At 71.6% G+C, this 20897-nt stretch carries 16 protein-coding genes; 6 read left to right on the plus strand and 10 right to left on the minus strand.

All coding sequences use genetic code 11. The features are described 5' to 3' along the window. Window positions 1–23: 23 nt before the first annotated feature. Entirely contained in the window at window positions 24–1865 is a 1842-nt protein-coding gene (gene asnB, locus ACFYZE_RS19030; RefSeq protein WP_388994959.1) for an asparagine synthase (glutamine-hydrolyzing), read from the minus strand. Window positions 1866–2255: 390 nt separating this feature from the next. Here asnB and ACFYZE_RS19035 point away from each other — a divergent pair, with 390 nt between their 5' ends. From ACFYZE_RS19035 to ACFYZE_RS19045, 3 genes are all read left to right on the plus strand, one after another. Then, window positions 2256–3353: a chemotaxis protein gene (locus ACFYZE_RS19035; RefSeq protein ID WP_388994962.1), complete on the plus strand. Its 1098-nt coding sequence runs from the start codon at window positions 2256–2258 to the stop codon at window positions 3351–3353. Between the two features lie 94 nt (window positions 3354–3447). Next, window positions 3448–4473 carry a Gfo/Idh/MocA family protein gene (locus ACFYZE_RS19040; RefSeq protein ID WP_388994965.1) on the plus strand — a complete coding sequence of 342 codons (1026 nt, stop codon included), beginning with the start codon at window positions 3448–3450 and terminating at the stop codon, window positions 4471–4473. Window positions 4474–4752: 279 nt separating this feature from the next. Continuing rightward, window positions 4753–6150: a PP2C family protein-serine/threonine phosphatase gene (locus tag ACFYZE_RS19045; RefSeq protein ID WP_388994968.1), complete on the plus strand. Its 1398-nt coding sequence runs from the start codon at window positions 4753–4755 to the stop codon at window positions 6148–6150. Window positions 6151–6210: 60 nt separating this feature from the next. Here the strand turns inward: ACFYZE_RS19045 and ACFYZE_RS19050 are convergent, their stop codons facing one another. Next, on the minus strand, window positions 6211–7710 hold the full coding sequence (locus ACFYZE_RS19050) for a hypothetical protein (protein WP_388994971.1): 1500 nt from the start codon (window positions 7708–7710) through the stop codon (window positions 6211–6213). A gap of 234 nt (window positions 7711–7944) precedes the next feature. On the opposite strand from ACFYZE_RS19050, the gene ACFYZE_RS19055 reads away from it, so the two are divergent. Beyond that, window positions 7945–9084, plus strand: coding sequence for an aminoglycoside phosphotransferase family protein (locus ACFYZE_RS19055; protein ID WP_388994974.1), 1140 nt, complete (start codon window positions 7945–7947; stop codon window positions 9082–9084). 285 nt (window positions 9085–9369) lie between these two features. Then, entirely contained in the window at window positions 9370–11346 is a 1977-nt protein-coding gene (locus ACFYZE_RS19060; protein ID WP_388994977.1) for an N-acetylmuramoyl-L-alanine amidase, read from the plus strand. 58 nt (window positions 11347–11404) lie between these two features. Here ACFYZE_RS19060 and ACFYZE_RS19065 read toward each other — a convergent pair whose 3' ends face one another. From ACFYZE_RS19065 to ACFYZE_RS19095, 7 genes are all read right to left on the minus strand, one after another. Further along, window positions 11405–11902, minus strand: a complete 498-nt coding sequence (locus ACFYZE_RS19065) for a hypothetical protein (RefSeq protein ID WP_103844891.1) — start codon at window positions 11900–11902, stop codon at window positions 11405–11407. Between the two features lie 240 nt (window positions 11903–12142). After that, window positions 12143–13051, minus strand: a complete 909-nt coding sequence (locus ACFYZE_RS19070) for a universal stress protein (protein ID WP_388994980.1) — start codon at window positions 13049–13051, stop codon at window positions 12143–12145. Between the two features lie 125 nt (window positions 13052–13176). Next, window positions 13177–13419: a DUF397 domain-containing protein gene (locus ACFYZE_RS19075; RefSeq protein WP_388994983.1), complete on the minus strand. Its 243-nt coding sequence runs from the start codon at window positions 13417–13419 to the stop codon at window positions 13177–13179. Window positions 13420–13502: 83 nt separating this feature from the next. After that, a complete protein-coding gene (locus ACFYZE_RS19080) occupies window positions 13503–14669 on the minus strand; it encodes a thiolase domain-containing protein (protein WP_388994986.1) in 1167 nt (388 codons plus the stop codon). Continuing rightward, the gene (locus ACFYZE_RS19085) at window positions 14666–15715 is read right to left on the minus strand and encodes a thiolase domain-containing protein (RefSeq protein ID WP_388994987.1); all 1050 of its coding nucleotides are present in this window, start codon (window positions 15713–15715) and stop codon (window positions 14666–14668) included. Before ACFYZE_RS19085 ends, ACFYZE_RS19080 begins: the two co-directional genes overlap by 4 nt. Further along, window positions 15712–16653, minus strand: a complete 942-nt coding sequence (locus ACFYZE_RS19090; protein ID WP_388994989.1) for a Zn-ribbon domain-containing OB-fold protein — start codon at window positions 16651–16653, stop codon at window positions 15712–15714. Before ACFYZE_RS19090 ends, ACFYZE_RS19085 begins: the two co-directional genes overlap by 4 nt. A 22-nt stretch (window positions 16654–16675) precedes the next feature. Next, window positions 16676–17476 carry a crotonase/enoyl-CoA hydratase family protein gene (locus tag ACFYZE_RS19095; protein WP_388994992.1) on the minus strand — a complete coding sequence of 267 codons (801 nt, stop codon included), beginning with the start codon at window positions 17474–17476 and terminating at the stop codon, window positions 16676–16678. 188 nt (window positions 17477–17664) lie between these two features. Here ACFYZE_RS19095 and ACFYZE_RS19100 point away from each other — a divergent pair, with 188 nt between their 5' ends. Beyond that, window positions 17665–19296, plus strand: a complete 1632-nt coding sequence (locus ACFYZE_RS19100; RefSeq protein ID WP_388994995.1) for an acyl-CoA synthetase — start codon at window positions 17665–17667, stop codon at window positions 19294–19296. 90 nt (window positions 19297–19386) lie between these two features. On the opposite strand, the gene ACFYZE_RS19105 is transcribed toward ACFYZE_RS19100, so the two are convergent. Beyond that, entirely contained in the window at window positions 19387–20415 is a 1029-nt protein-coding gene (locus tag ACFYZE_RS19105; RefSeq protein ID WP_388994998.1) for a GAF domain-containing protein, read from the minus strand. Between the last annotated feature and the right edge of the window lie 482 nt (window positions 20416–20897).

Below are 20897 nucleotides of genomic sequence, written 5' to 3' on the forward strand. Positions count from 1 at the left end.
CTGGAGCCGCCGGCTGAGCGGGCTCAGGCGAGGGAGAGCTCCGGGGTGTACAGGTCCAGCCAGAGGGCCAGGTCCAGGGCCCGTTCCAGGCCGTGGCGCGAGGCCTGGGTGATCTGCGGGGTGTCGCGGTGGGCGGCCCGGCGCAGCCGTTCGTGGTCGACCAGGTCGAAGACGGGGTGGGAGGGGCGGCCGAGGAGGTCCTTGGCGTGTTCCTGGAGGGCGAGGGCGTACTTGGGGTCCTGGGTGGAGGGGTAGGGGCTCTTGACCCTGTCGTACACGGACTTCGGGATCAGGTCCGCGGCCGCCTCCCGCAGCAGGCTCTTCTCGCGTCCGTCGAAGGACTTCAGCGTCCAGGGCGTGTTGTAGACGTACTCGACGAGCCGGTGGTCGCAGAACGGCACCCGCACCTCCAGGCCGACCGCCATGCTCGTACGGTCCTTGCGGTCGAGCAGGACCCGCACGAAGCGGGTCAGGTGCAGATGGCAGATCTGCCGCATCCGGTACTCGAAGTCGCTCTCGCCCTCCAGGCGCGCGATGTCCGCGACGGCCGTGCGGTAGCCGTCGGCGATGTACGCCTCGAGGTCCAGTGCCCCGGTGAGGTCGGGGCGCAGGACGTCGGCGTCCTCGCCCCGGTCCCGGCCGTGGCGGACCAGCCAGGGGAAGGTGTCGGCGCGGCGTGCCTCCTCGTCGAAGAACTGCTGGTAGCCGCCGAAGACCTCGTCGGCGGACTCCCCGGACAGCGCGACGGTGGACTGCTCGCGGATCGCCTGAAACAGCAGGTAGAGCGAGGTGTCCATGTCGCCGAGACCCATCGGCAGGTCGCGGGCGCGGATGACCTTGGCGCGTACGTCGAGGTCGGCGAGGGCCTGGGCGTCGAGCACGATGTCCTGGTGGTCGGTGGCGCAGGCGCGGGCCACGTCGTGCACGAACGGCGCGTCGGGGGTGGCGCGCAGTTCGTCGGCGACGAAGTGGTCGGCCTGTCCGACGAAGTCCACGGCGAAGCTGCGCACCTTCTCGCCGTGCAGGGCCAGTTGCCGCGCGGCCAGCGCGGTCATCGCGGAGGAGTCCAGGCCGCCCGACAGCAGGGTGCAGCGCGGCACGTCGGCGACGAGCTGGCGGCGCACGATGTCCTCGAGCAGCGCCCGGACGGTGGCGACGGTGGTGTCGCGGTCGTCGGAGTGCGGCCGGGTCTCCAATCGCCAGTAGACGCGCCGGTGTGCGCCCTGCCGGTCGACGGTGACGACGGTGCCGGGCTCCACCTCGCGCATGCCGTCCCAGATGGCGTGCCCGGGCGTCTTGACCAGCGCCAGCAGCTCTCGCAGTCCGTCGAGGCGGATCCGGGCGGGGGCCAGCGGGTTGGCGAGGATCGCCTTGGGCTCGGAGCCGAAGAGGACGCCGTCGGGGGTCGGGTGGTAGTAGAAGGGCTTGATGCCCATGCGGTCGCGGATCATCACGAGTGTGTCGCGGCGGCCGTCCCAGAGGGCGAAGGCGTACATGCCGTTGAGACGCTCGGCGAGCGCGTCGCCCCACTCGAGGTAGGCGCGCAGAACGACCTCGGTGTCCGAGTCGGTGGTGAAGCGGTGGCCCAGGGCGCTCAGTTCACGGCGCAGCTCGGTGAAGTTGTAGGTCTCCCCGGAGTACACGAGCGCGACGGTGCCCTCCGGGGTCTTTGCGGTCATCGGCTGGCGTCCGCCGGGCAGGTCGATGATCGCGAGCCTGCGGTGGCCCAGGGCGGCGGCACCGCCGATCCAGGTGCCGCTGTCGTCGGGGCCGCGGCAGGCCATGGTCCGCGTCATCGCATCCAATGTCGCGGTCTCGGTCCGCAGATCGCGATCGTAGGAAACCCACCCGGTGATGCCACACATGTGTCGCCTCCCGCGTCCGATCGCCGGGACACCGCGTTCACCTGCGGCCACGCAAGGGCCGAGCATCGCCCCGACAAACCAGTTGTATTAAGCAGCTATATGTCGAGCGTGTGTGATGTCACGCGGGCGGTCAACGCGTCCGTGACCCGGCCGGGCTCGCTCCCCCCACCGTTTCGGCCGGGTTTTACGTCTCGTGTACGCGCCGATGGGCCTTGTCGGAGGGCGCGGCCGTCAGGTCTCGGCCACGGGCAAAGAATTTCCCAACATCCCTCTTCCTCCCGGCGCCGTCCGCTCACGGACGGCGCCGCCGCCCAGGCGGATGTCACAGTAATCACTTTGCACACAGTTGCCCCGAATGCCCGACAAGCGAATCGGTCCTAAGGTGCTCATATGGAGCATGCCCTCAGTCCCACGACCCTCGCGGAACTGCGCCGGCCACGGCCGTACCCCGCGGTGTCGGTGCTGACGCCGACGCACCGCCGCGCGACCGAGCACGCGGAGGACCGGGTACGGCTGCGTAATGCGCTGGCCGACGCCAGGAAGCAACTCGAGGCCGACCCGGCGGTCCCCAGGGAACGCCGTATCGACGTCGCGGACCAGCTCGACCGGGCACTCGCCGAGGTCGACCTCGCACATGCCGAGGACGGCCTGGTGATCTTCGCCGCGCCGGGCGAGCACCAGGTGTGGTCGCTGGCCCGCGCGGTGCCCGAGCGCGTGGTCCTCTCGGACACCTTCCTGACCCGCAACCTGGTGGCCGCGCAGGTCGCCGAGCGGCCGTTCTGGGTGCTCACGGTCTCGGCAGACAGGGTGACGCTGTGGAACGGCGGTGCCGGCCACGTCGCGGAGGAGCGCGTCGGCGGCTTCCCGCTGACCCGGAGCCGGGAGAACTTCGACGCCGAGCGCCAGATGCAGGTCGGCGACATGCCGAGCACGTCCCGCGACGAGACGACCCGCCGCTTCCTGCGTGAGGCCGACACCGCGATGAGCAGGATCCTGCGCCGGTATCCGCGCCCGCTCTACGTCGCCGGCGAGCAGGCCGCGCTGTCCGTTCTGGACGAGCTCGGCACCGTCACGAAGGACGCGGTCCATGTCCGCCACGGCGGTCTCGCCCACGGCACCCCCGACGCCGTGTGGCAGGCCGTCCGGCCGGTGATCGCCGCCGAGGAGCACAGGACCGTCGAGACGGTCGGCCGTGAGCTGGAGTCGGCCCGCGGCCGCAAGGCGTTCGCCGCCGGCGTCGACGAGGTCTGGCAGAACGCCTCCGACGGACGCATCCGTCTCCTCGCGGTGGAGGAGAACTACCGCATCACGGTCCGTGCCGACGGCGGCGACCATCTGGTGCCCGCCGAGAGCGGCGACCTGGACGCCCGCGAGGACATCGTGGACGAGATCGTGGAGCGCTGCCTGGACACCGGCGCCGACGTCCGCTTCGTCCCGGACGGTGCCCTGGGCGACGCGCAGGGGATCGCCGGGGTTCTCCGCTACTGAGCCGCTCACTTCCCCTGCCGGGGCCTCTGCCGAGGCCGTCTCACCACGGTCTACCCTGCCGGGGACGGTCCGCGGAGAGGGAGGGCGGGGGCACATGGGCGATCTGCTGGGTGTGGCGGTACTGGGTGCGGGGCACATGGGCGCCGACCACATACGCCGGCTGGACCGCGTGGTGAGCGGAGCGAGGGTGGTGGCCGTGGCGGATCCCGAGAAGGACCGCGCCGAGGAGGCCACGGCCGGTGTCGAAGGCGTTCTGGTGCACACCGAACCCGAGGCCGCGCTGGACGCGCCCGGCGTCCGGGCCGTGCTGATCGCCTCCCCCGGCCCGGCCCATGAGGAGTCGCTGCTGGCGGCCTTCGCGCGCGGACTGCCGGTGCTGTGCGAGAAGCCGCTGGTGCCGGACGCGGCCGGGGCGCTGCGGGTGGTGGAGGCGGAGTCCCGGCTCGGCCGGCGCCTCACACAGGTGGGGTTCATGCGCCGGTACGACGCCGAGTACCTGCGCCTGAAGTCGCTGCTGGACAGCGGCCGGCTGGGGAGGACGCTGATGCTGCACTGCACGCACCGCAACGTCTCCTCGCCTCCCGGTTTCACCACCGCCATGCTGATCGACAGCTCCGTCTCGCACGAGATCGACGCGGCCCGCTGGCTGCTGGGCCAGGAGCCGACCGCGGTGACCGTGCTGCGTCCCCGGTCGTCATCGAACGCTCCGGACGGCCTGCTCGACCCGCAGTTCGTGCTGTTGGAGACGTCGGGGGGCGCCCTCGTCGATGTGGAGATCTTCGTGAACACCGGCTTCGGCTACCAGGTGCGCTGCGAGGCCGTCTGCGAGGGCGGCAGCGCCCGCATCGGCGAGGGGCACTCCATGGTCGTCACGACCGCGGACGGCGCGCGCGAGGAGGTCGCGCAGGACTATCTCGTCCGGTTCGCCGACGCCTACGACCGGGAGGTACAGGCATGGGTCGACGCCACCCGGCAGGGGCGGGTCACCGGGCCCTCCGCGTGGGACGGCTATGCGGCCTCCGTGGTCGCCGAGGCGGGCGTGCGGGCGCTGGGGAGGGGCGAACGGGAGGCGGTCACCCTGGCACCGCGCCCGGAGCTGTATGGAGGCGATGACCGCTGACAGCCTCAGCGGACCCGCACACGCATCCATAACTCGTACACGTGCACGATCTGACGTCTGTACCCCGAACGTCAACTGACGTACTGCCCCTACGACTTGCCCGTCCGGGGCGGCCCGTCACCGGCTCCGACCACTTCTTCCGCAGGGCCTTTGGCATATGCCAGAAGCACCACCGTATCGGGTGTTGCCAAATCCCTTACGCCCCGTCGTCGGCTGTGCCACAGTCGTAACGGTCCTTCCGCCGGACCTGGTCGAACCGTCCCCGCATCGGAGCGCGTCATGCCACCCCATCTCTCCGCGGACCGCCCCGCCCCCCCACCGCCCGGCCGTGACTCGGTCGACGCGCTCATCTCGCAGACCCGGCGGCTGCGCGGCGAGGTGGACGCCGTACGGCGAGAGGCGCCCGAGGACGGTACGGACCCCGAGGGCCGGTGGCAGCGGGCGCTGTGCGACCTCGCACTGCACCAACTCAGCGACCTGGACGCCCACTTGGCGCAGTTGCGCGACGGCCCGCCCCCCGTTCCCTCCGGACGTCCCGCCGTGCCGCCCGTCGGGTCCCTGCTCAGCCGGGTAGGCAGCGCGGAGTGGAACCTGCTGACCGACGAGGCGAGTTGGTCGGGCGAGCTGTACCAGATCCTCGGCCGTGAACCCTCGTCCCCCGCGCTCACCCTCGACGAACTGCCTTCGCTGGTGCACGACGAGGACCGGCCGCTGCTGACGGCGATGGTGACGGACTGCCTGGTCGACGGAAAGCCCATCGACGGCGAGTTCCGGATCCGTCGCCCCGACTGCGGGGTCCGCACGGTGCACATGATGGGCGAGCCCGTGCTCGCCGCCGACGGCAGCACCGCCTCGATGTGGGCCGTGCTGCGGGACGTGAGCGAACTGCGCCGCAGCCAACGGACGGTGCGCGAGACCGGCGACGCGATGCAGCGCCACCGGGCCCGGACCGAACACCGGCTCGCGGCCGAGCTCCAGGAGGCCGTGCTGCCGCCGCGGCGCGGCTCGCTACGCCTCCCGCGACAGGGCACCGGCGCCCTGGACGTGGCCGCCCGCCACCTTCCCGCGTCCGCGAGCGCGCCGATCGGCGGCCACTGGTACGAAGCGTTCGACCTGCCCGACGGGGACACACTGCTCGGCGCCGGCGACCTCACCGGACACGGCATGACCGTGGCCTCGGGCATGGCGACCCTGATCGGTGCCCTCCGGGGCTTGGCCATGGCCGGCACCGCGCCCGGCCGGCTCCTGGGCTGGCTCAACCAGCTCCTGGACGGCTCCGACCAGCCGGCCCTGGGCAGCGCGGTGTGCTGCCGCTACCGGGCCGCCACCCGCACCCTGAGCTGGGCGCAGGCGGGGCACCCCGCCCCGCTGCTGTTCCGCGACGGGACGGGACGCGTGCTGGCCGGACCCGAGGGCGTCCTGCTCGGGGCGAGGCCCCGAGCAGCCTACGGGCAGGCCGAGGAGACGCTTCGGGAAGGCGACCTGCTGCTCCTGCACACCGATGGGCTGGTCCCACGGCACACCGGCACGGAGGCCGTGCAGAGGCTGCTCGACCTGGCTCCGCGCCTCTGCGCGGACCGCACGGCCCAGGACTGCGTACGGACCGTCGTGGAGGAGTTCGGCGAGAGCGGGCGCGAGGACGACGCGTGCGTGCTCGTCGCCAGGGTGGTCCCCTGACGGTCAGGGAGACGGGGCAGGACGGCTCCGCCCTGGTGTCGGCACCGACGCACAGCCCCCTTATGCCTGCGCCCAGTTGCCGCCTCTCGGCTTGGACACGCCCTTCGGGAGCGCCTGCTCGATCTCCTCACGCAGGTCCTGGATCTTCGGATAGCTCGAGTACTGCGCGGTGAGCCGGTACATCTCACGCAGCCGGTCCCAGGTGCGCTGGGAGGAGTTCGCCCCCATGGACGTCAGGGCCAGGCGGGCGTAGCGGTCGGCCTGTTCGGGATCGTCGGCGATGAAGCACGCGGACGCCATGGAGATGTGGTCGAAGATCTTCGACCGGTCCCGGCCGGCTCCGCGCAGCTCCAGCGCCTCCTTGGCGTGGCGCTGCGCGATGAGGGCCGCGCCGGGCTCGTGTTCGGCGAGGGTGCGGTAGGCCAGGGCCTGCATCCCGTGCAGGTCCGCCTCGTCGAACATCTGCATCCAGCTCGGCGGGGGCACGTCCCCCTTGTCGGAGACGAACAGGTCCTCCGCCTCGCCGAGCGTGCGCCGCATCGCCTGCCCCTTGCCCATCGACGCCTGCGCCCAGGCCTCGATGGTGCAGAGCATGGCCTTGGTGCGCGGCAGCACCTCGTCACCGGAGCCCGACCTGGCGAGCTGCATCAGATCCAGGGCGTCGTCGGGACGGCCGAGGTGCACCATCTGCCGGGCGGCGCGGGAGAGCGCCTCCCCGGCGCGGGGCCGGTCGCCGCCCTCGCGGGCCGCGTGCGCGGCGATGACGAAGTACTTCTGTGCCGTGGGCTCCAGGCCGATGTCGTGCGACATCCAGCCCGCGAGAACGGCGAGGTTGGCGGCGACGCCCCACAGGCGGCGCTGCAGATGATCGGGGTGGCGGTAGGCGAGCATGCCTCCCACCTCGTTGAGCTGTCCCACGACCGCCTTGCGCTGCAGGCCGCCGCCGCGGGCCGCGTCCCAGGCCCGGAACACCTCCACCGAGCGTTCCAGCTCCTCGACCTCCTGCGACCCGATGGGGGCGGCCTCGTAGCGGTCGAACCCGGCGGGGTCGGCGTGCAGGGGGTCGTCGTAGCGGGGGGCGTCGGCCGCCAGGGCCGGATCGGTGCGCAGCCAGTCGTGCATGGCGCTGCTGAGTGCGGATCCTGCGGCGAGCGCGGCACCCGCGCCCACCAAGCCGCGTCGGTTGAGCATGAGGTCCATTCCCGTGAATTCGGTGAGGACCGCAGCCGTCCGCTCGGGCGCCCATGGCACTCCGTCGGGGTGCTTCGCACTCCCTTCGTCACGCCGTCTCCCCGCGCGCCCGTGCCGGACCAGACCGAGGTCCTCGATGGTCACGACACGGCCGAGTCGCTCGGTGAACAGCGCCGCCAGCACCCGCGGCACGGGATCCCGCGGGATCTCTCCCACGTCGATCCAACGCCGCACCCGGGAGGTGTCGGTCGCCAGCTGGGGGTGGCCCATGGCCGCCGCCTTCCGGTTGACCATCCTCGCGAGTTCCCCCTTGGACCAGCCGGCCAGGCCGAACAGGTCCGCGAGGCGGGTGTTGGGTTGTCCGCTCACATCAAGCCCCCAGGTTCTCGGCTGAGTTGACAGTAGCCCGCTGTCAGTTGCAGCGGGACTATTCGCCAGGGTTCGCCAGGGTGCGCCAGATGGTGTGCCACGGCCCATCGGGTGTCAGGTAGGAACGCGCCACCCCGACCCGGTCGCCGCAGGGACATTCCCCAGGGTGCGCCGGCGGCGGCCGGGCCGGGCGGGCGCGGAATTCGCAGGCACACGAAGGGATCTGTCTCACCCATGTACGCAGCATCGTCCTCCGTGTCCGCACCGCCCCGGCCGCTGCGTCCCCGCCCGGGAGCCGGCGGCCCCTATCTCGAGCCCGCGCGACCGGCGGCCCCCGTGCTCGGTGCCGGCAGGACACGGCGCGTTCCGGGCCTCGGCACCCAGCCGCTCAGCGGGAGAATCGACTTGTCCGGCCCCCAGGGCGCGCAACTGCGCACGGCGATCGCCTCGGTGCACCGCATCTGCCCGGAGTTCACCCCGGTGCAGGTACTGCGCCGAAGCGGGCGCTCGGTGCTCCTCGTCGGCACCACGGGTCGCAGTACGGCCGTGGCCAAGTGTTTACTGGACCACTCCCCCATCTGGTCCGAGCGCTTCAGGCACGAGATAGCGGCGTACCGGTCGTTCGTCCGGCACCGCCCTCCGGTGCGGGCGCCTCGACTGATCGCGGCGGACCCCGACAACTGCACCCTGGTCATCGAGCGGATGCCCGGCCGGGTGGCCGCGCTGCAGCGGCATCCGGTGGAGGCGCCGCCGCGCGCGGACATCCGGGCGGCACTGGGCGCGATCTGCCGGCTGAACGCGTGGCGTCCCCCGGCGGGCACGTTCGGCGCCCCGCTGGACTACGCGGAGCGGATCTCGCGCTTCCATGATCTGGGGCTGCTCACGGACCGGGACATGGGAGATCTGCAGAAGTTGCTGCACGGCATCGCCCACGTGGCGGGCCGACAGGGCATGGGCCAGTTCTGCCACGGCGACGCCCTGCTGTCGAACGTACTGCTCTCGCCGGCCGGCCCGGTGCTGCTGGACTGGGAGCACGCGGGCTGGTACCTGCCCGGGTACGACCTGGCGACGCTGTGGGCCGTCCTCGGCGACGCCCCCGTGGCGCGGCGTCAGATCAGCCAGATCGCGCAGTCGGCGGGACCGGCGTCGCGCGACGCGTTCCTGGTGAACCTGATGCTCGTCCTGACCCGTGAGATCCGCACGTACGAGACGGCCGTGCAGCGTTCGATGCACGACACGGCCCCGGCGGCACCGGGAGTGGCCCACCCGGGCGCTGCGCCGTCCGGCGAGGAGCAGCGGCTGCTGCTGCGGCGGCTGCACGACGACTGCCAGATGGCCCGGCGGGCCGTACGAGCGGCGGTCGGCACTCGCTGACGGGGACGTGGGTCCGCGGAGCGGTCACGAAAGTGGCGCACCGCGGACCTTCGTCGTGTCCGGCCGGCCAGGGACCCTCGGCGGTCCTCCGTTCGGCTCATTGGTCCACGCCAGTGGCGCCCCGCAGGCCCTGTCACCGCCGCCGCGAAACTCCCGGCAACCGCTGCTGAAGTGGCAATTAGCCCTGATGCAGGCATGATTGACGGACTGTTGGTCACCGAGTACCACTGACGGACGTTCGGCGCCCGCACGCCCCAGAGCGCCCGACCGTCCCAGGAGGCTGCATTGCGAGGATCCACCACCGACCCCCATGCCCCCGCCGGGCACAGACGCGCCTCCAGGACCGTGGGCGCCGCCGCCTCGGCGGCGCTGCTGCTGCCGCTGCTGGGTGCCGCCCCGGCCCCCGGGCAGGACACGCCTGCCGGCCTGCAGAGCGCGTTCGCCGCCGCGTCCGCCCGGTACCACGTACCGCGGAACGTGCTGCTCGGCGTCTCCTATCTCCAGTCCCGGTGGGACACGCACGGCGGCGCGCCGAGCGTCGCGGGCGGCTACGGCCCGATGCATCTGACGGACGCCCGCACCGCGATCGCCACCGAGGCGGCGCACCACAGCGAGGGCGCGGACGACGCGCGCGGCGACCAGGCCCGTCCCGCGCTGCTGCCCAGCACGCGGGTGCCGGCCGACGCGCAACTTCCGGCCCGGCTGAGGACACTGCCCCGGGCCGCCACGCTCACCGGCCTGTCGGCCGAGCGGCTGCGCACCGACCCGGCGGCGAACATCGCCGGCGGAGCCGCCCTGCTCGCCGCCGCGCAGGAACACCTAGGCGAGCCGCTGAGCGCCGACCCGGCCGACTGGTACGGGGCGGTGGCGGAGTTCTCCGGCGCGGACGACAGCGCCACGGCGGCCGCGTACGCGAACGACGTCTTCGCGGTGCTTCGCGACGGCGAGCAGCGCACCACGGACACCGGTGAGAGCGTGCGGCTCGCCGCGGAGCCGGGCCTCGCACCCGACACCGCACAGCTGGGGCGCGCCGGGCTCCGCGCGGCCGACGCGGACGGGACCGAGTGCCCGAGGACCGTGTCCTGCGAGTGGATCCCGGCGCCGTACGCGCAGTTCGGCGACAACGACTACGGCAACCACGACCTGGCGGACCGGCCGGCCTCGCAACGCATCAGGTACATCGTCATCCACGACACGGAAGGTCAGTGGGACGGCGTCCTCAAGCTGATCCAGGACCCGACCTATGTGTCGTGGAACTACACCGTGCGCTCCACGGACGGACTGATCGCCCAGCACGTGAAGGCCAAGGACGTCGCCTGGCACGCGGGCAACTGGTACGTCAACGCCGCATCGGTCGGCATCGAGCACGAGGGGTTCCTCGCCTCGCCGGACGCCTGGTACACGGAGGCGATGTACCGCTCGTCGGCGCGGCTGGTGAGGTACCTCGCCGGGCAGTACGGCATCCCGCTGGACCGTCAGCACATCCTCGGCCACGACAACGTTCCGGGCCCGACCTCGTCTTACATCCCGCAGATGCACACGGACCCGGGCCCCTACTGGGACTGGCGGCACTACTTCGAGCTGCTGGGCAGGCCGTTCCACGCCACGGCCGGCCCGAAGGGCGAGCTGGTGACCATCCTGCCGGACTACCCCGCGAACCAGCCGCCGTACACGGGGTGCACCACCGCGGGCGAGCCCTGCGCGGCGCACGGCTCCAGCGAGGTCCGGCTGTACAGCGCGCCGGACGAGTCCGCGCCGCTGATCAAGGACATCGGCCTGTACCCCAAGGGCGGCGACTCGACGATCGACGTGAACGACGTCGGCTCGCGGGCCTCCACGGGTCAGCGGTACGCGGTCGCGGACCGGGACGGGGACTGGACCGCGATCTGGTACCTGGGCCGGAAGGCCTGGTTCAGGAACCCGGAGAAGCAGCCCACGGCGGTGAACGCGTCCGGGTTCGTGGTCACGCCCAGGGACGGTCTCCCGGACGTCCCCGTGTACGGCCGCGCCTACCCCGAGAAGGAGGCGTACCCGGAGGGGGTGCCCGTGCAGTCGGTCTCGCCCCTGCCGTACCGGCTGCCGGCGGGCCAGCGGTATGCGACCGGCGGCGTGGTGCCGGGTGAGTACTACTACTCGACCACCTTCACCACCGACTCGCACCGGGTGGTGGCCGGCGAGGACCAGTACTACGAGATCCAGTTCGGCCACCGGGTGGCGTTCGTCCGGGCGGCGGACGTGCGGGTGGTGGCGTCGGTGCGGTAGCACGAAAGGAAGGGCCGGGACCACGGGTGGTCCCGGCCCATTGGTGCCTTCGGGCGTGTCAGCCCTGCTGGAACAGCTCCGCGGGCAGGGGCTTCAGCAGCGCGTACAGGTCGTCGGTGATGGGGCGGTCCCAGGCGGCGATGGTCACCAGGACGCCGTCGCTGCGGTCGAACTGGACGCAGGAGATCCGGCCCTCGGAGAGCTTGAGGCGGCGCACGATGAGGAGGTTGTCACCCTGCATCACCGGGATGTCCTCGCTGCCGACGACGGTGACCTCCTCGTCGTTCTCCAGCGCGAGCAGGAGCTGGGCCACCTCGAAGGGGACCTCGCCCTCGGCGACGTCGCGGGCCGGTGAGCCCTCCGGCAGATTACCGATGATCATCGCGGGACCGCGGCCGCCGAAGAGGTCGTAGCGCAGGAAGACGCCCTGACAGCTGCCGTCGGGCGCGGGCAGCAGGCCGGCACCGAGATTTCCCGGCCAGTCACCCGGGTCCATGGCCAGTACGTCGAAGTCGGGCCCGGCGGGGGTGGCACTGCGGCGGCGGAGGAAGGACATGCCGCCATGGTACGTGCCCGACCGCGAAACCGGGCCCGCTCCCTGGCGAGGCCGATCACACTCCCCCGAGCGTGAGGCGATCATGCGCGCCGCGCTTGGGTCGATCACACTCCGCCGAGCGGCACGCGCCGCGCGAGCAGCTCGGTGACGGCCATCCGGTCGTCGGCATTCAGTGCCATGGCTTCCACCTCCGGCATGATCACGCCATTGGGCCGGGTGGGTCGCGGCGTGTTCGCCCGTTCATCCGGTCGGCTCCACCGTGGGTGGGATCACCGCGACGGGGCACGCCGCGTGGAGCAGGACCGCCTGGGTCACCGAGCCGAGCATGCGGGCGGGGGCGAGGAGGCGGCGGCGGTGGCGGCCCACCACGACCAGTTCGGCCCCACGCGACGCCGCGACGAGGTGGCCCGCCGCGTGACCGGGGGGCGTGGTGAGGTCGGTCGGCACGTCCGGGTGCTGTGCGTGGTGGGGGCCCAGGAGGCTCGCGGCCAAGGTCCGGATCTCCTCCTCGACGGCGTCCTCGTCGACGGCCGGAGGCATGAGTTCGCCGGGCGCCGGCCAGATCTCCAACGGCGGCCAGGGGTGGGTGGCGATCACATGCAGCCGGGCGTCGCGGCGGGCCGCCTCCGCGAACGCGAAGGTGAGCGTGGCCTCGGCGGGGCTGTCGACGTGCAGACCGACGACCACGCGCCGACCGGGCGCGACCGGCGGCCCTTCGTGCACCTCGCGGCCCGGGCGCGGCACCACGACCACCGGGCAGGAGCTGTCGCGTGCGGCGGCCAGGCTCGTGGAGCCGAGCAACAGGGCGGCGAAGCCGCCGCGGCCCCGTGAGCCGAGCACCATCAGCTGGGCGTCGGCTCCGAGTTCGGGCAGGACCGCGGCCGGGAAGCCGTCCACCGCCAGGTAATCGGTGAACGGACGGTCGGTCCTGTCGTCCAGACGTGCCCTGGCCTCCTCGAGCACCGGGTCCTCGGCCGGCGCCGGGGGTCCGGCGACCAGGGCGCCGGGCTGCGCCCAGGGGCCGTACTGCCGCACATGGACCACGCGCAGCGGCGCCTCGCACAACTGTGCGGCAGTCAGTGCCCAGTCCAGGGCCCGCAGGCTGTCGTCCGATCCGTCGACGGCCGCGATGACCGGCTCGGTGCTCATGGAATCCTCGCCTCCGGGACGCGGCTGTGTTCCCTCAGCCTGACGCAGAGGGCGGCCCGGGGGGCGGGTTCACCGCCCGCGTGTCCGGAGATTCGGCAACGGGCGAGGACTCGGCGGGCGAGGACTCAGGTGAGGTCGAACTCCCCCTCCCGTGCTCCCGACACGAACGCACCCCACTCCGCGGGGGTGAAGATCAGGGAAGGACTCTCGGGGCGGCCGCTGTTGCGCATCGCGATGAAGCCCTCCACGAAGGCGATCTGGACATCGCCGAGCCCTCGGCTGCTGGACTGCCACTCGGCGTTGCTGAGGTCCAGCTCCGGCTTGTCCCAGCCCGCCGGCGGGTACTGCTGGATGGTGCTCTCGGCCACGTCCGTGCTCCTCCCGGTTCGTCGTCCGCGGCCAGCCTAGCGATCGCATCGCACGGCCGACAGGGCACGTGAGGGGGATGCGTTCACGAGTTCGGCGGCCGGTCGCCGACCAGCCACATGGAGAAGAACTGCGACCCGCCGCCATAGGCGTGGCCGAGCACCCGGCGGGCCCCGTCCACCTGGTGTTCCCCGGCCTGCCCGCGCACCTGGAGGGCCGCCTCCGCGAAGCGGATCATGCCGGAGGCGCCGATGGGGTTGGTGGACAGCACCCCGCCCGACATGTTGACGGGGAGGTCTCCGTCGAGTTCTGTCACCCCGGCCTCGGTGAGCTTCCAGCCCTCGCCCTCGTCGGCGAAGCCCAGGTTCTCCAGCCACATCGGTTCGTACCAGGAGAACGGCACATAGATCTCGGCCGCGTCGATGTCCCGGCGCGGGTCGGCGATCCCGGCCTGCCGGTAGACGTCGGCGGCGCAGTCCTTTCCGGCTCGGGGTGAGACGAAGTCCTTGCCCGCGAAGAGGGTCGGCTCGCTGCGCATGGCGCCGCCGAGCATCCACGCGGGCGGCCGGGGCGAACGGGCCGCCCCCGTGCGGTCGGTGAGCACCATCGCGCAGGCGCCGTCGGAGGAGGGGCAGGTCTCGGAGTAGCGGATGGGGTCCCACAGCATGGGCGAGGACTGCACCTTCTCGAGCGTGATGTCGTGCTCGTGCAGATGCGCGTACGGGTTCTTGAGAGCGTTGCGCCGGTCCTTGTACGCGACCAGCGAGCCGATGGTGTCGGGGGCGCCGCTGCGCCGTATGTACGCCCGTACGTGCGGCGCGAAGAAGCCGCCCGCGCCGGCCAGCAGCGGCTGCTGGAAGGGGATCGGGAGCGACAGGCCCCACATGGCGTTGGACTCGGACTGCTTCTCGAAGGCCAGGGTCAGCACGGTGCGGTGGACACGGGCCGCGACCAGGTTGGCGGCGACGAGCGCGGTGGAGCCCCCGACCGAACCGGCCGTGTGCACCCGCAGCATGGGCTTGCCGACGGCGCCGAGGGCGTCGGCGAGGTAGAGCTCCGGCATCATCACGCCCTCGAAGAAGTCGGGCGCCTTCCCGATGACGACGGCCTCGACGTCCGCCCACGTCAACTCGGCATCCTCCAGGGCACGTCGGGCGGCCTCCCTCACCAGTCCCGCGATCGACACGTCCCCGCGCGCCGCCACGTGCCTGGTCTGGCCGATCCCTACGACGGCCACGGGTTCCTTGCTCATCGGGGATCCCCTTCGAGTACGGCGACCAGGTTCTGTTGCAGACACGGTCCCGAGGTGGCGTGGGCCAGGGCGCGGTCGGACTCGCCACGGTGGATGCGGGCGGCGGCCTCGCCGACGCGGATGAGTCCGGCTGCCATCACCGGGTGGGCGGCGAGGGCGCCGCCGGAGGGGTTGACCGCGACGCCGTCGTCGAGGCGGAGCGCCTTGCGCAGGATCACCTCCTGGGAGGTGAACGGGGCGTGCAACTCTGCGGTGTCGACGGGCCGTTCGAAGGCGCCGGCCTTCTCGGCGGCGAGCCGCGTGGACGGCGAGTCCGTCAGGTCGCGCACGCCGAGCCCGTGCGTCTCGATCCGGTGGTCGATGCCCCGGATCCAGGCGGGCCGTACGCACAGCTCCCGCGCCCGCTCCCCCGCCGCGAGGACCACGGCGGCGGCTCCGTCACCGATCGGCGGGCAGTCCCCGGTGCGCAACGGCCGTACGACGTAGTCGCCCTGCGGTACCGGACCCCGGAGTTGGGCACGCGAGTTGGTGCCGGCGGCCGCGCGGTTGCGGGCGGCGACGGCGGCGAGGGCCGGCTCGTCGGTCTCGCCCGCGTCGATGAGGGCCTGCGCCTGGAGGGCGGCCAGGGCCACGGAGTCGGGCCACAGGGGGGCGACGTAGTAGGGGTCGAGCTGCCGGGTCAGCACGTCCCGTACGGAGCCGGGTGAGGACTTGCCGTAGGAGTAGACGAGCGCGGTGTCGGCGTCGCCGGTGAGCAGCTTCGTCCACGCCTCGTACAGCGCCCAGGCGCCGTCCATCTCGACGTGCGACTCGGAGATCGGCGGCCAGGCGCCCACTCCGTCCAGGGCGAGGGTGAAGGAGAAGGCCCGGCCGGCCAGGTAGTCGCTGGAACCGGAGCAGGTGAAGCCGATGTCGGCGGTCTTCAGGCCGGTCCGCTCCAGCACCTGGTGCAGGACCGGCATGAGCATCTCCACCTCGGAGAGTTCGTCGCTGGTGCGCCGGTGGTCGGTCTGGGCGAAGGCGACGACGGCGATCTCGCGGGTCACAACAGCTCCTTGTACGAGTCGTAGTCGGCGTCGGGTTCCCCGGTGGGCCGGTAGTGGTCGGGGTGGCGCGCCCCTTCGGTCCACACCGGCTCGACCCGCAGTCCCATACGGACCTGGTCGTAGGGGATGCCCCCGATACGGCCGTGCAGCGCGAGGCCGGCGCCGTCCAGGGCGATGTGCGCGTAGACGTACGGCAACTCGATGTCGAGGTTCTTCGCCTTGATGTTGACGATGCAGAAGGTGGTGACCGTGCCACGAGGACCCACTTCAACCTGTTCCTGTGTGGCGACACCACAGGTGGGACAGGCGCCGCGCGGCGGTACGTACACCTTGCGGCACTTCGGGCAGCGCTCACCGACGGTGCGGTGTCCGGCGAGGGCCGCTATGTAGGCGGACTGGGCGCGGCCCGGCGAGTAGGTGTAGTCGAGGCGGGCGGGGGCGACGATGCCGGTGATCGCGTCCGCGAACTCGCCGTCGTGTCCTGCCGGTCGGCCCGGGTCGCCGTCGTACGGCTCGAAGCAGGCGATGTCCGTGATGGTGCCGGAGCGTTCCTCGGCCCAGCGGATCCGGACGCGCAGGCCGGTGCGGACGGACCCGGGTCCGGGGGTGTCGAGGGCGTGCAGCAGGGCGGTGTCGGCGCCGTCGAGCTTCACGAGCACCCAGGCGAAGGGGCTGGAAAGGGGCTGGCCGCGGCGGGGCTCGTGGTTCCAGGCCCAGGTCGTGACCGTGCCGGTGGGGGCGACCTCTACGAGGTCGTGGATCTCCTCGGCGGTGAGGGGGTCGTACTCGACGGGCGGGACGAGGGTGCGGCCGTCGCGGGTCCTCACCCCGAGGACGACGCGTTCGCGCAGGCCGGTGAGGAAGGCGCTCTGGACGGGGCCGAGGGAGCGGGTGAAGGGGAACTCGACGACGAGGGGGGCTTTGAGGACTCCGGGCATCCTTGCGGACTCCTTCGGTGGGTCAGGCGCGCTTGTAGACGGGTGGGCGTTTCTGCGCGAAGGCGCGGGCGCCTTCCCTGGCGTCCGCGGTGTCGAAGACGGGCCAACCGCGCTCGAGTTCGGCGGCGAGCCCCTCGGTCTCCGTCATCTCGGCGGTCTCGTACACGGACGCCTTGACGGCCTCGACCGCCAGCGGGCCGCAGCCGTTGATCAGTTCGGCGATCTCCAGTGCCTTGGTGAGGGCGGCGCCGTCGGGCACGACATGGCCGACGAGTCCGATGGCGGCGGCCTCGTGCGCGGAGTAGGGTCGCCCGGTGAGCAGCATCTCCAGGGCGTGGGTGCGCGGGATCTGCCGCTGGAGGCGGACCGTGGAGCCGCCGATCGGGAACAGTGCGCGCCGGACCTCGAACAGGCCGAAGGTCGCGGACTCGGCCGCCACGCGGATGTCGGTGCCCTGGAGGATCTCGGTGCCGCCGGCCACGCAAGGCCCCTCGACGGCGGCGATCACCGGTTTGCGTGGGCGGTGGTGGCGCAGCATCGCCTTCCAGTGCAGATCGGGGTCGGCGTCGAGCCGCTCGCGGTACCCGTGCCCTTCCATGCCCTTTCCGGCCAGGGCCTTGAGATCCATCCCCGCGCAGAAGGAGCCGCCGGCGCCGGTGAGCACGATCGAACGGACGGTGTCGTCCTCGTCTGCCTCGACCCACCCGTCGTAGAGCCCCACCAGCATCGGCAACGAGAGCGCGTTCCTGGCCTCGGGCCTGTTGAGCGTGAGCACCAGTGTGGCGCCATCGCGCTGCACGGTGAGGTGTTCCGTCCCGCCCATTCGCTTCCTCCCGTCCACTGGACGAGAACAGGTTGCAGGAGGGGTGGAGCAAGAACAAGAGTTTTCTGACACTCAGTCAGATTTCCTTCCCGAGGACCCTTCACAGTTGCGCCGGGCTTTGCTCTGATGACCGGCGAACCGACGGATGCGCCCTTCTTCGCCGTGCGGGACCGAGCTCAGGAGGAACGGTGGAGTACAACCTTGCCGACCTGTTCGAGTCGGTCGTCGACGTGGCTGCGGACCGCGAGGCGCTCGTGTACGTCGACCACCCGGGCACGGGTGCGGAGCGCCGTCTCACCTACGCGCAGCTGGATCGGGCGGCAAACCGCATCGGGCACCATCTGCTGGACGCGGGGATACGTCCGGGGGAACACCTGGGGCTGCACCTGTACAACGGCGTGGAGTACCTGCAGACGGTGCTGGGCTGCCTCAAGGCCCGGATCGTGCCGGTCAACGTCAACTACCGATACGTCGAAGACGAGTTGCTGTACCTCTACCGGGACGCGGACCTGGTGGCGGTGGTCTTCGACGCGGAGTTCACCGACCGGGTCGCGGCGGCGCTGCCCGGGGCGGAGAAGCTGCGGCACCTGGTGCGGGTGGGCACCCCCGCGCCGGACGCGGTCGCGCTGTCCGCGGTGGACTTCGCCGGCGCCGAGGCCGCCGGGTCGCCCGAGCGGGGCTTCCCGGCCCGCTCGGGCGACGACCAGGTCATCATCTACACCGGCGGCACGACCGGCATGCCCAAGGGCGTGATGTGGCGGCAGGAGGACCTGTTCTTCTCCGGCCTGGGCGGCGGCGCCCCGACCGGCGAGCCGGTCGGCAAGCCGGAGGAGCTGGCCGAGCGGGTCGCGGCCGGCGGCGAGGGCATCACGTTCTTCCCCACTCCGCCGCTGATGCACGGCACGTCCACCCTCACGGCGTTCATCGGGTTCCACTTCGGCCAGCGCGTCGTGCTGCATCGCAAGTTCGTTCCGGAGGAAGTGCTGCGGACGATCGAGAAGGAGAAGGTCACCAGTGTGTCCCTGGTGGGCGACGCGATGCTGCGGCCGCTGATCGACGCGCTGAGCGGGCCGATGAAGGGCACCGACTGCTCGTCGCTGTTCAGCGTGTCGTCGTCCGGCGCGATCATGTCGGAGACCGTCCGCGCGCAGTTCCAGGCGCTCGTCCCGAACGCCGTGCTGCTGAACAACTTCGGTTCCTCGGAGTCCGGCTTCAACGGCACCGCGACCCCCGACTCCGGCCCGGACCGGGGCTTCCGCATCCGGGTCAACTCCCGTACGCGGGTCGTGGACCCGGTCACCCACGAGCCGGTGGCGGCCGGTGAGGTGGGCCGCATCGCGCAGCGCGGGCACGTACCGCTCGGGTACTACAACGACCCGGGGAAAACGGCGGAGACGTTCTTCGAGAAGGAAGGCGAGCGTTGGGTGCTGCTCGGCGACATGGCGACGGTCGACGAGGAGGGCGTCGTCACCGTCCTGGGGCGCGGCTCGCAGTGCATCAACACCGGCGGCGAGAAGGTGTACCCGGAGGAGGTCGAACAGGCACTCAAGTCACATCCGGACGTGTACGACGCACTGGTGGCCGGGGTGCCGGACGCGATGTGGGGCAACCATGTGGCGGCGGTGGTGCAGCTGCGCCGGGGCGCGGCGCGTCCCTCGCTGGAGGACATCCAGGCCCACTGCCGGACACGGCTCGCGGGCTACAAGATCCCGCGCCAGCTGGTCGTCACGGAGGCCATCCGGCGCTCGCCCAGCGGCAAGGCGGACTACCGCTGGGCCAGGGATGTGGCGGTGACGGCGGACCGCTCCGCCCGCCGGTGACGGGGGCAAGGAACGCTGTCCCAAGGCCGCGGCCGGCAGGGCTCGGGCAGTTCAGGAACCCGAGCCCTGGGCGACCGGCGCAGAGGGTGGTCAGGCGCGGTAGCCGGCGCTCTCCCGGTGGTCCGGCATGGCGCCGAGCCGCTCGAAGCGCTCCTGGACGTTGGCGGCGAAGGCCTGCTGCTCGGAGCCCGGGTAGCTCTGTCCGGTGCTCTGCATCGCCACCGTCAGGACACCGCTGATCGGCGCCCCGGGCGACGTACGCACCGGGGTGCACAGGAAGGTGAACTCCTGCGGCCGTGGATCGTCGTACGTGGTGAGGGAGACCTGGGACAGTGTGGTGGGCTGCCCGGTGCGGTAGGCGTCGTCCATCGCGTTGAAGACGCCTATGGCCTCCAGGCCGGGCAGCACCATCCGGCCGGGGCTGAACTGCGGGACCATGCCGAAGGCGGCGCCCTGCTTGCCGTTGGCGTAGCGCAGCAGGTGGTTGGGGCCCTCGGTGAGCATGATGGGGAAGGGCGCGCCGTCGAACACGGCGAACAGCTCCTGCTGCTGGGCCAGCAGGCTGTCCCGCAGTTTGAAGTCCGACAGCAGGGTCTGGCTGAGTTCCTGCATGCCCTCGCGCAGGCCGCGGTCCCAGGCCCGGGGCTTGAAGTCGGCGACGCACACGGTGCCCAGGATCATGCCCGTGTTGTCGCGCAGCGGGGTGCCGAGGTAGGAGCGTACGCCCAGGTCGTTGACGAGGGGGTTGCCCTTGAAGCGGGGGTAGTCGAAGACGTCGTCCAGGGCCAGTTGGGACCCCTGGGCCACCACATGGGGGCAGAAGCCGTAGTCGCCGGGGGCCTCCCGGGAGAGGTTGCTGAGGTCGAAGGCGATCCCACCGCCGTCGGGGTTCACCTTGTCGTCGGGCGACGCGGTGGGCACGTACATGCCGCGGAACATCTGCCGCTCGTCGTTGATGAAGTTGACCATGGCCAGAGGTGACTGGGTGAAACTGGCCGCCAGCCTCGCGACACGGTCGAACGTGGCCTCCGCCTCGACGGTGTTGAGGCCGAGAACCTGCAGTCGTAGCTTCCGTTGCTCACCCGCGAGCCGGGCCTGGTCAGGAGAGAGGGGATCCATGGGATCAGATGAAAGCAGAATCCCGGCTTCCGCGGGTCGCCCCACCCGCTGATTTCCGTATCACTTGACTCACGCACAACGCCCCGCAGGCCCGGGGGACTTGGCCGGAGTGCCTTCGCGACCACCGCGCCCGCCTGGGGGCGTGCAGATACCCAAACCATGATTCTGTCCAAATATTTCCAGGTTTCAACCTACGGCGATCACTTCCCGCCATTCCTTGAGCGTCCATCGAGCGGAAACGATCCGGCGTACGACAATCGTGCGGCGGGCTGGTTTTCGACGTCGGCGCATTCCATCCGAACTCCCACGCGATGATCGAACTTTGGTTCGGTTTTCCGCGGGCTGTGACGGACGGGACATGTCGCCGCTGGTGCGGCCCGTGTGTAATGGGTTCGTGCGATGCACCTGCGAGAGAGGGCACGGCAGCGTGGGGCAAGTACGGTTCGAGCTACGGACCGCCCGTCACAAAAGAGAGCGACTGC

The sequence above is a fragment of the Streptomyces sp. NPDC001796 genome (genome assembly GCF_042892355.1).
Lineage (GTDB): Bacteria > Actinomycetota > Actinomycetes > Streptomycetales > Streptomycetaceae > Streptomyces.

Bases quoted from the DNA above. Each gene is read 5' to 3' on its own strand.
- ACFYZE_RS19045 (WP_388994968.1), top strand. From the start codon at position 4,753: ATGCCACCCCATCTCTCCGCGGACCGCCCCGCCCCCCCACCGCCCGGC.
- ACFYZE_RS19090 (WP_388994989.1), bottom strand. From the start codon at position 16,653: ATGCCCGGAGTCCTCAAAGCCCCCCTCGTCGTCGAGTTCCCCTTCACC.
- ACFYZE_RS19080 (WP_388994986.1), bottom strand. From the start codon at position 14,669: ATGAGCAAGGAACCCGTGGCCGTCGTAGGGATCGGCCAGACCAGGCAC.
- ACFYZE_RS19035 (WP_388994962.1), top strand. From the start codon at position 2,256: ATGGAGCATGCCCTCAGTCCCACGACCCTCGCGGAACTGCGCCGGCCA.
- ACFYZE_RS19065 (WP_103844891.1), bottom strand. From the start codon at position 11,902: ATGTCCTTCCTCCGCCGCCGCAGTGCCACCCCCGCCGGGCCCGACTTC.
- ACFYZE_RS19105 (WP_388994998.1), bottom strand. From the start codon at position 20,415: ATGGATCCCCTCTCTCCTGACCAGGCCCGGCTCGCGGGTGAGCAACGG.
- ACFYZE_RS19055 (WP_388994974.1), top strand. From the start codon at position 7,945: ATGTACGCAGCATCGTCCTCCGTGTCCGCACCGCCCCGGCCGCTGCGT.
- ACFYZE_RS19095 (WP_388994992.1), bottom strand. From the start codon at position 17,476: ATGGGCGGGACGGAACACCTCACCGTGCAGCGCGATGGCGCCACACTG.
- ACFYZE_RS19070 (WP_388994980.1), bottom strand. From the start codon at position 13,051: ATGAGCACCGAGCCGGTCATCGCGGCCGTCGACGGATCGGACGACAGC.
- ACFYZE_RS19040 (WP_388994965.1), top strand. From the start codon at position 3,448: ATGGGCGATCTGCTGGGTGTGGCGGTACTGGGTGCGGGGCACATGGGC.
- asnB (WP_388994959.1), bottom strand. From the start codon at position 1,865: ATGTGTGGCATCACCGGGTGGGTTTCCTACGATCGCGATCTGCGGACC.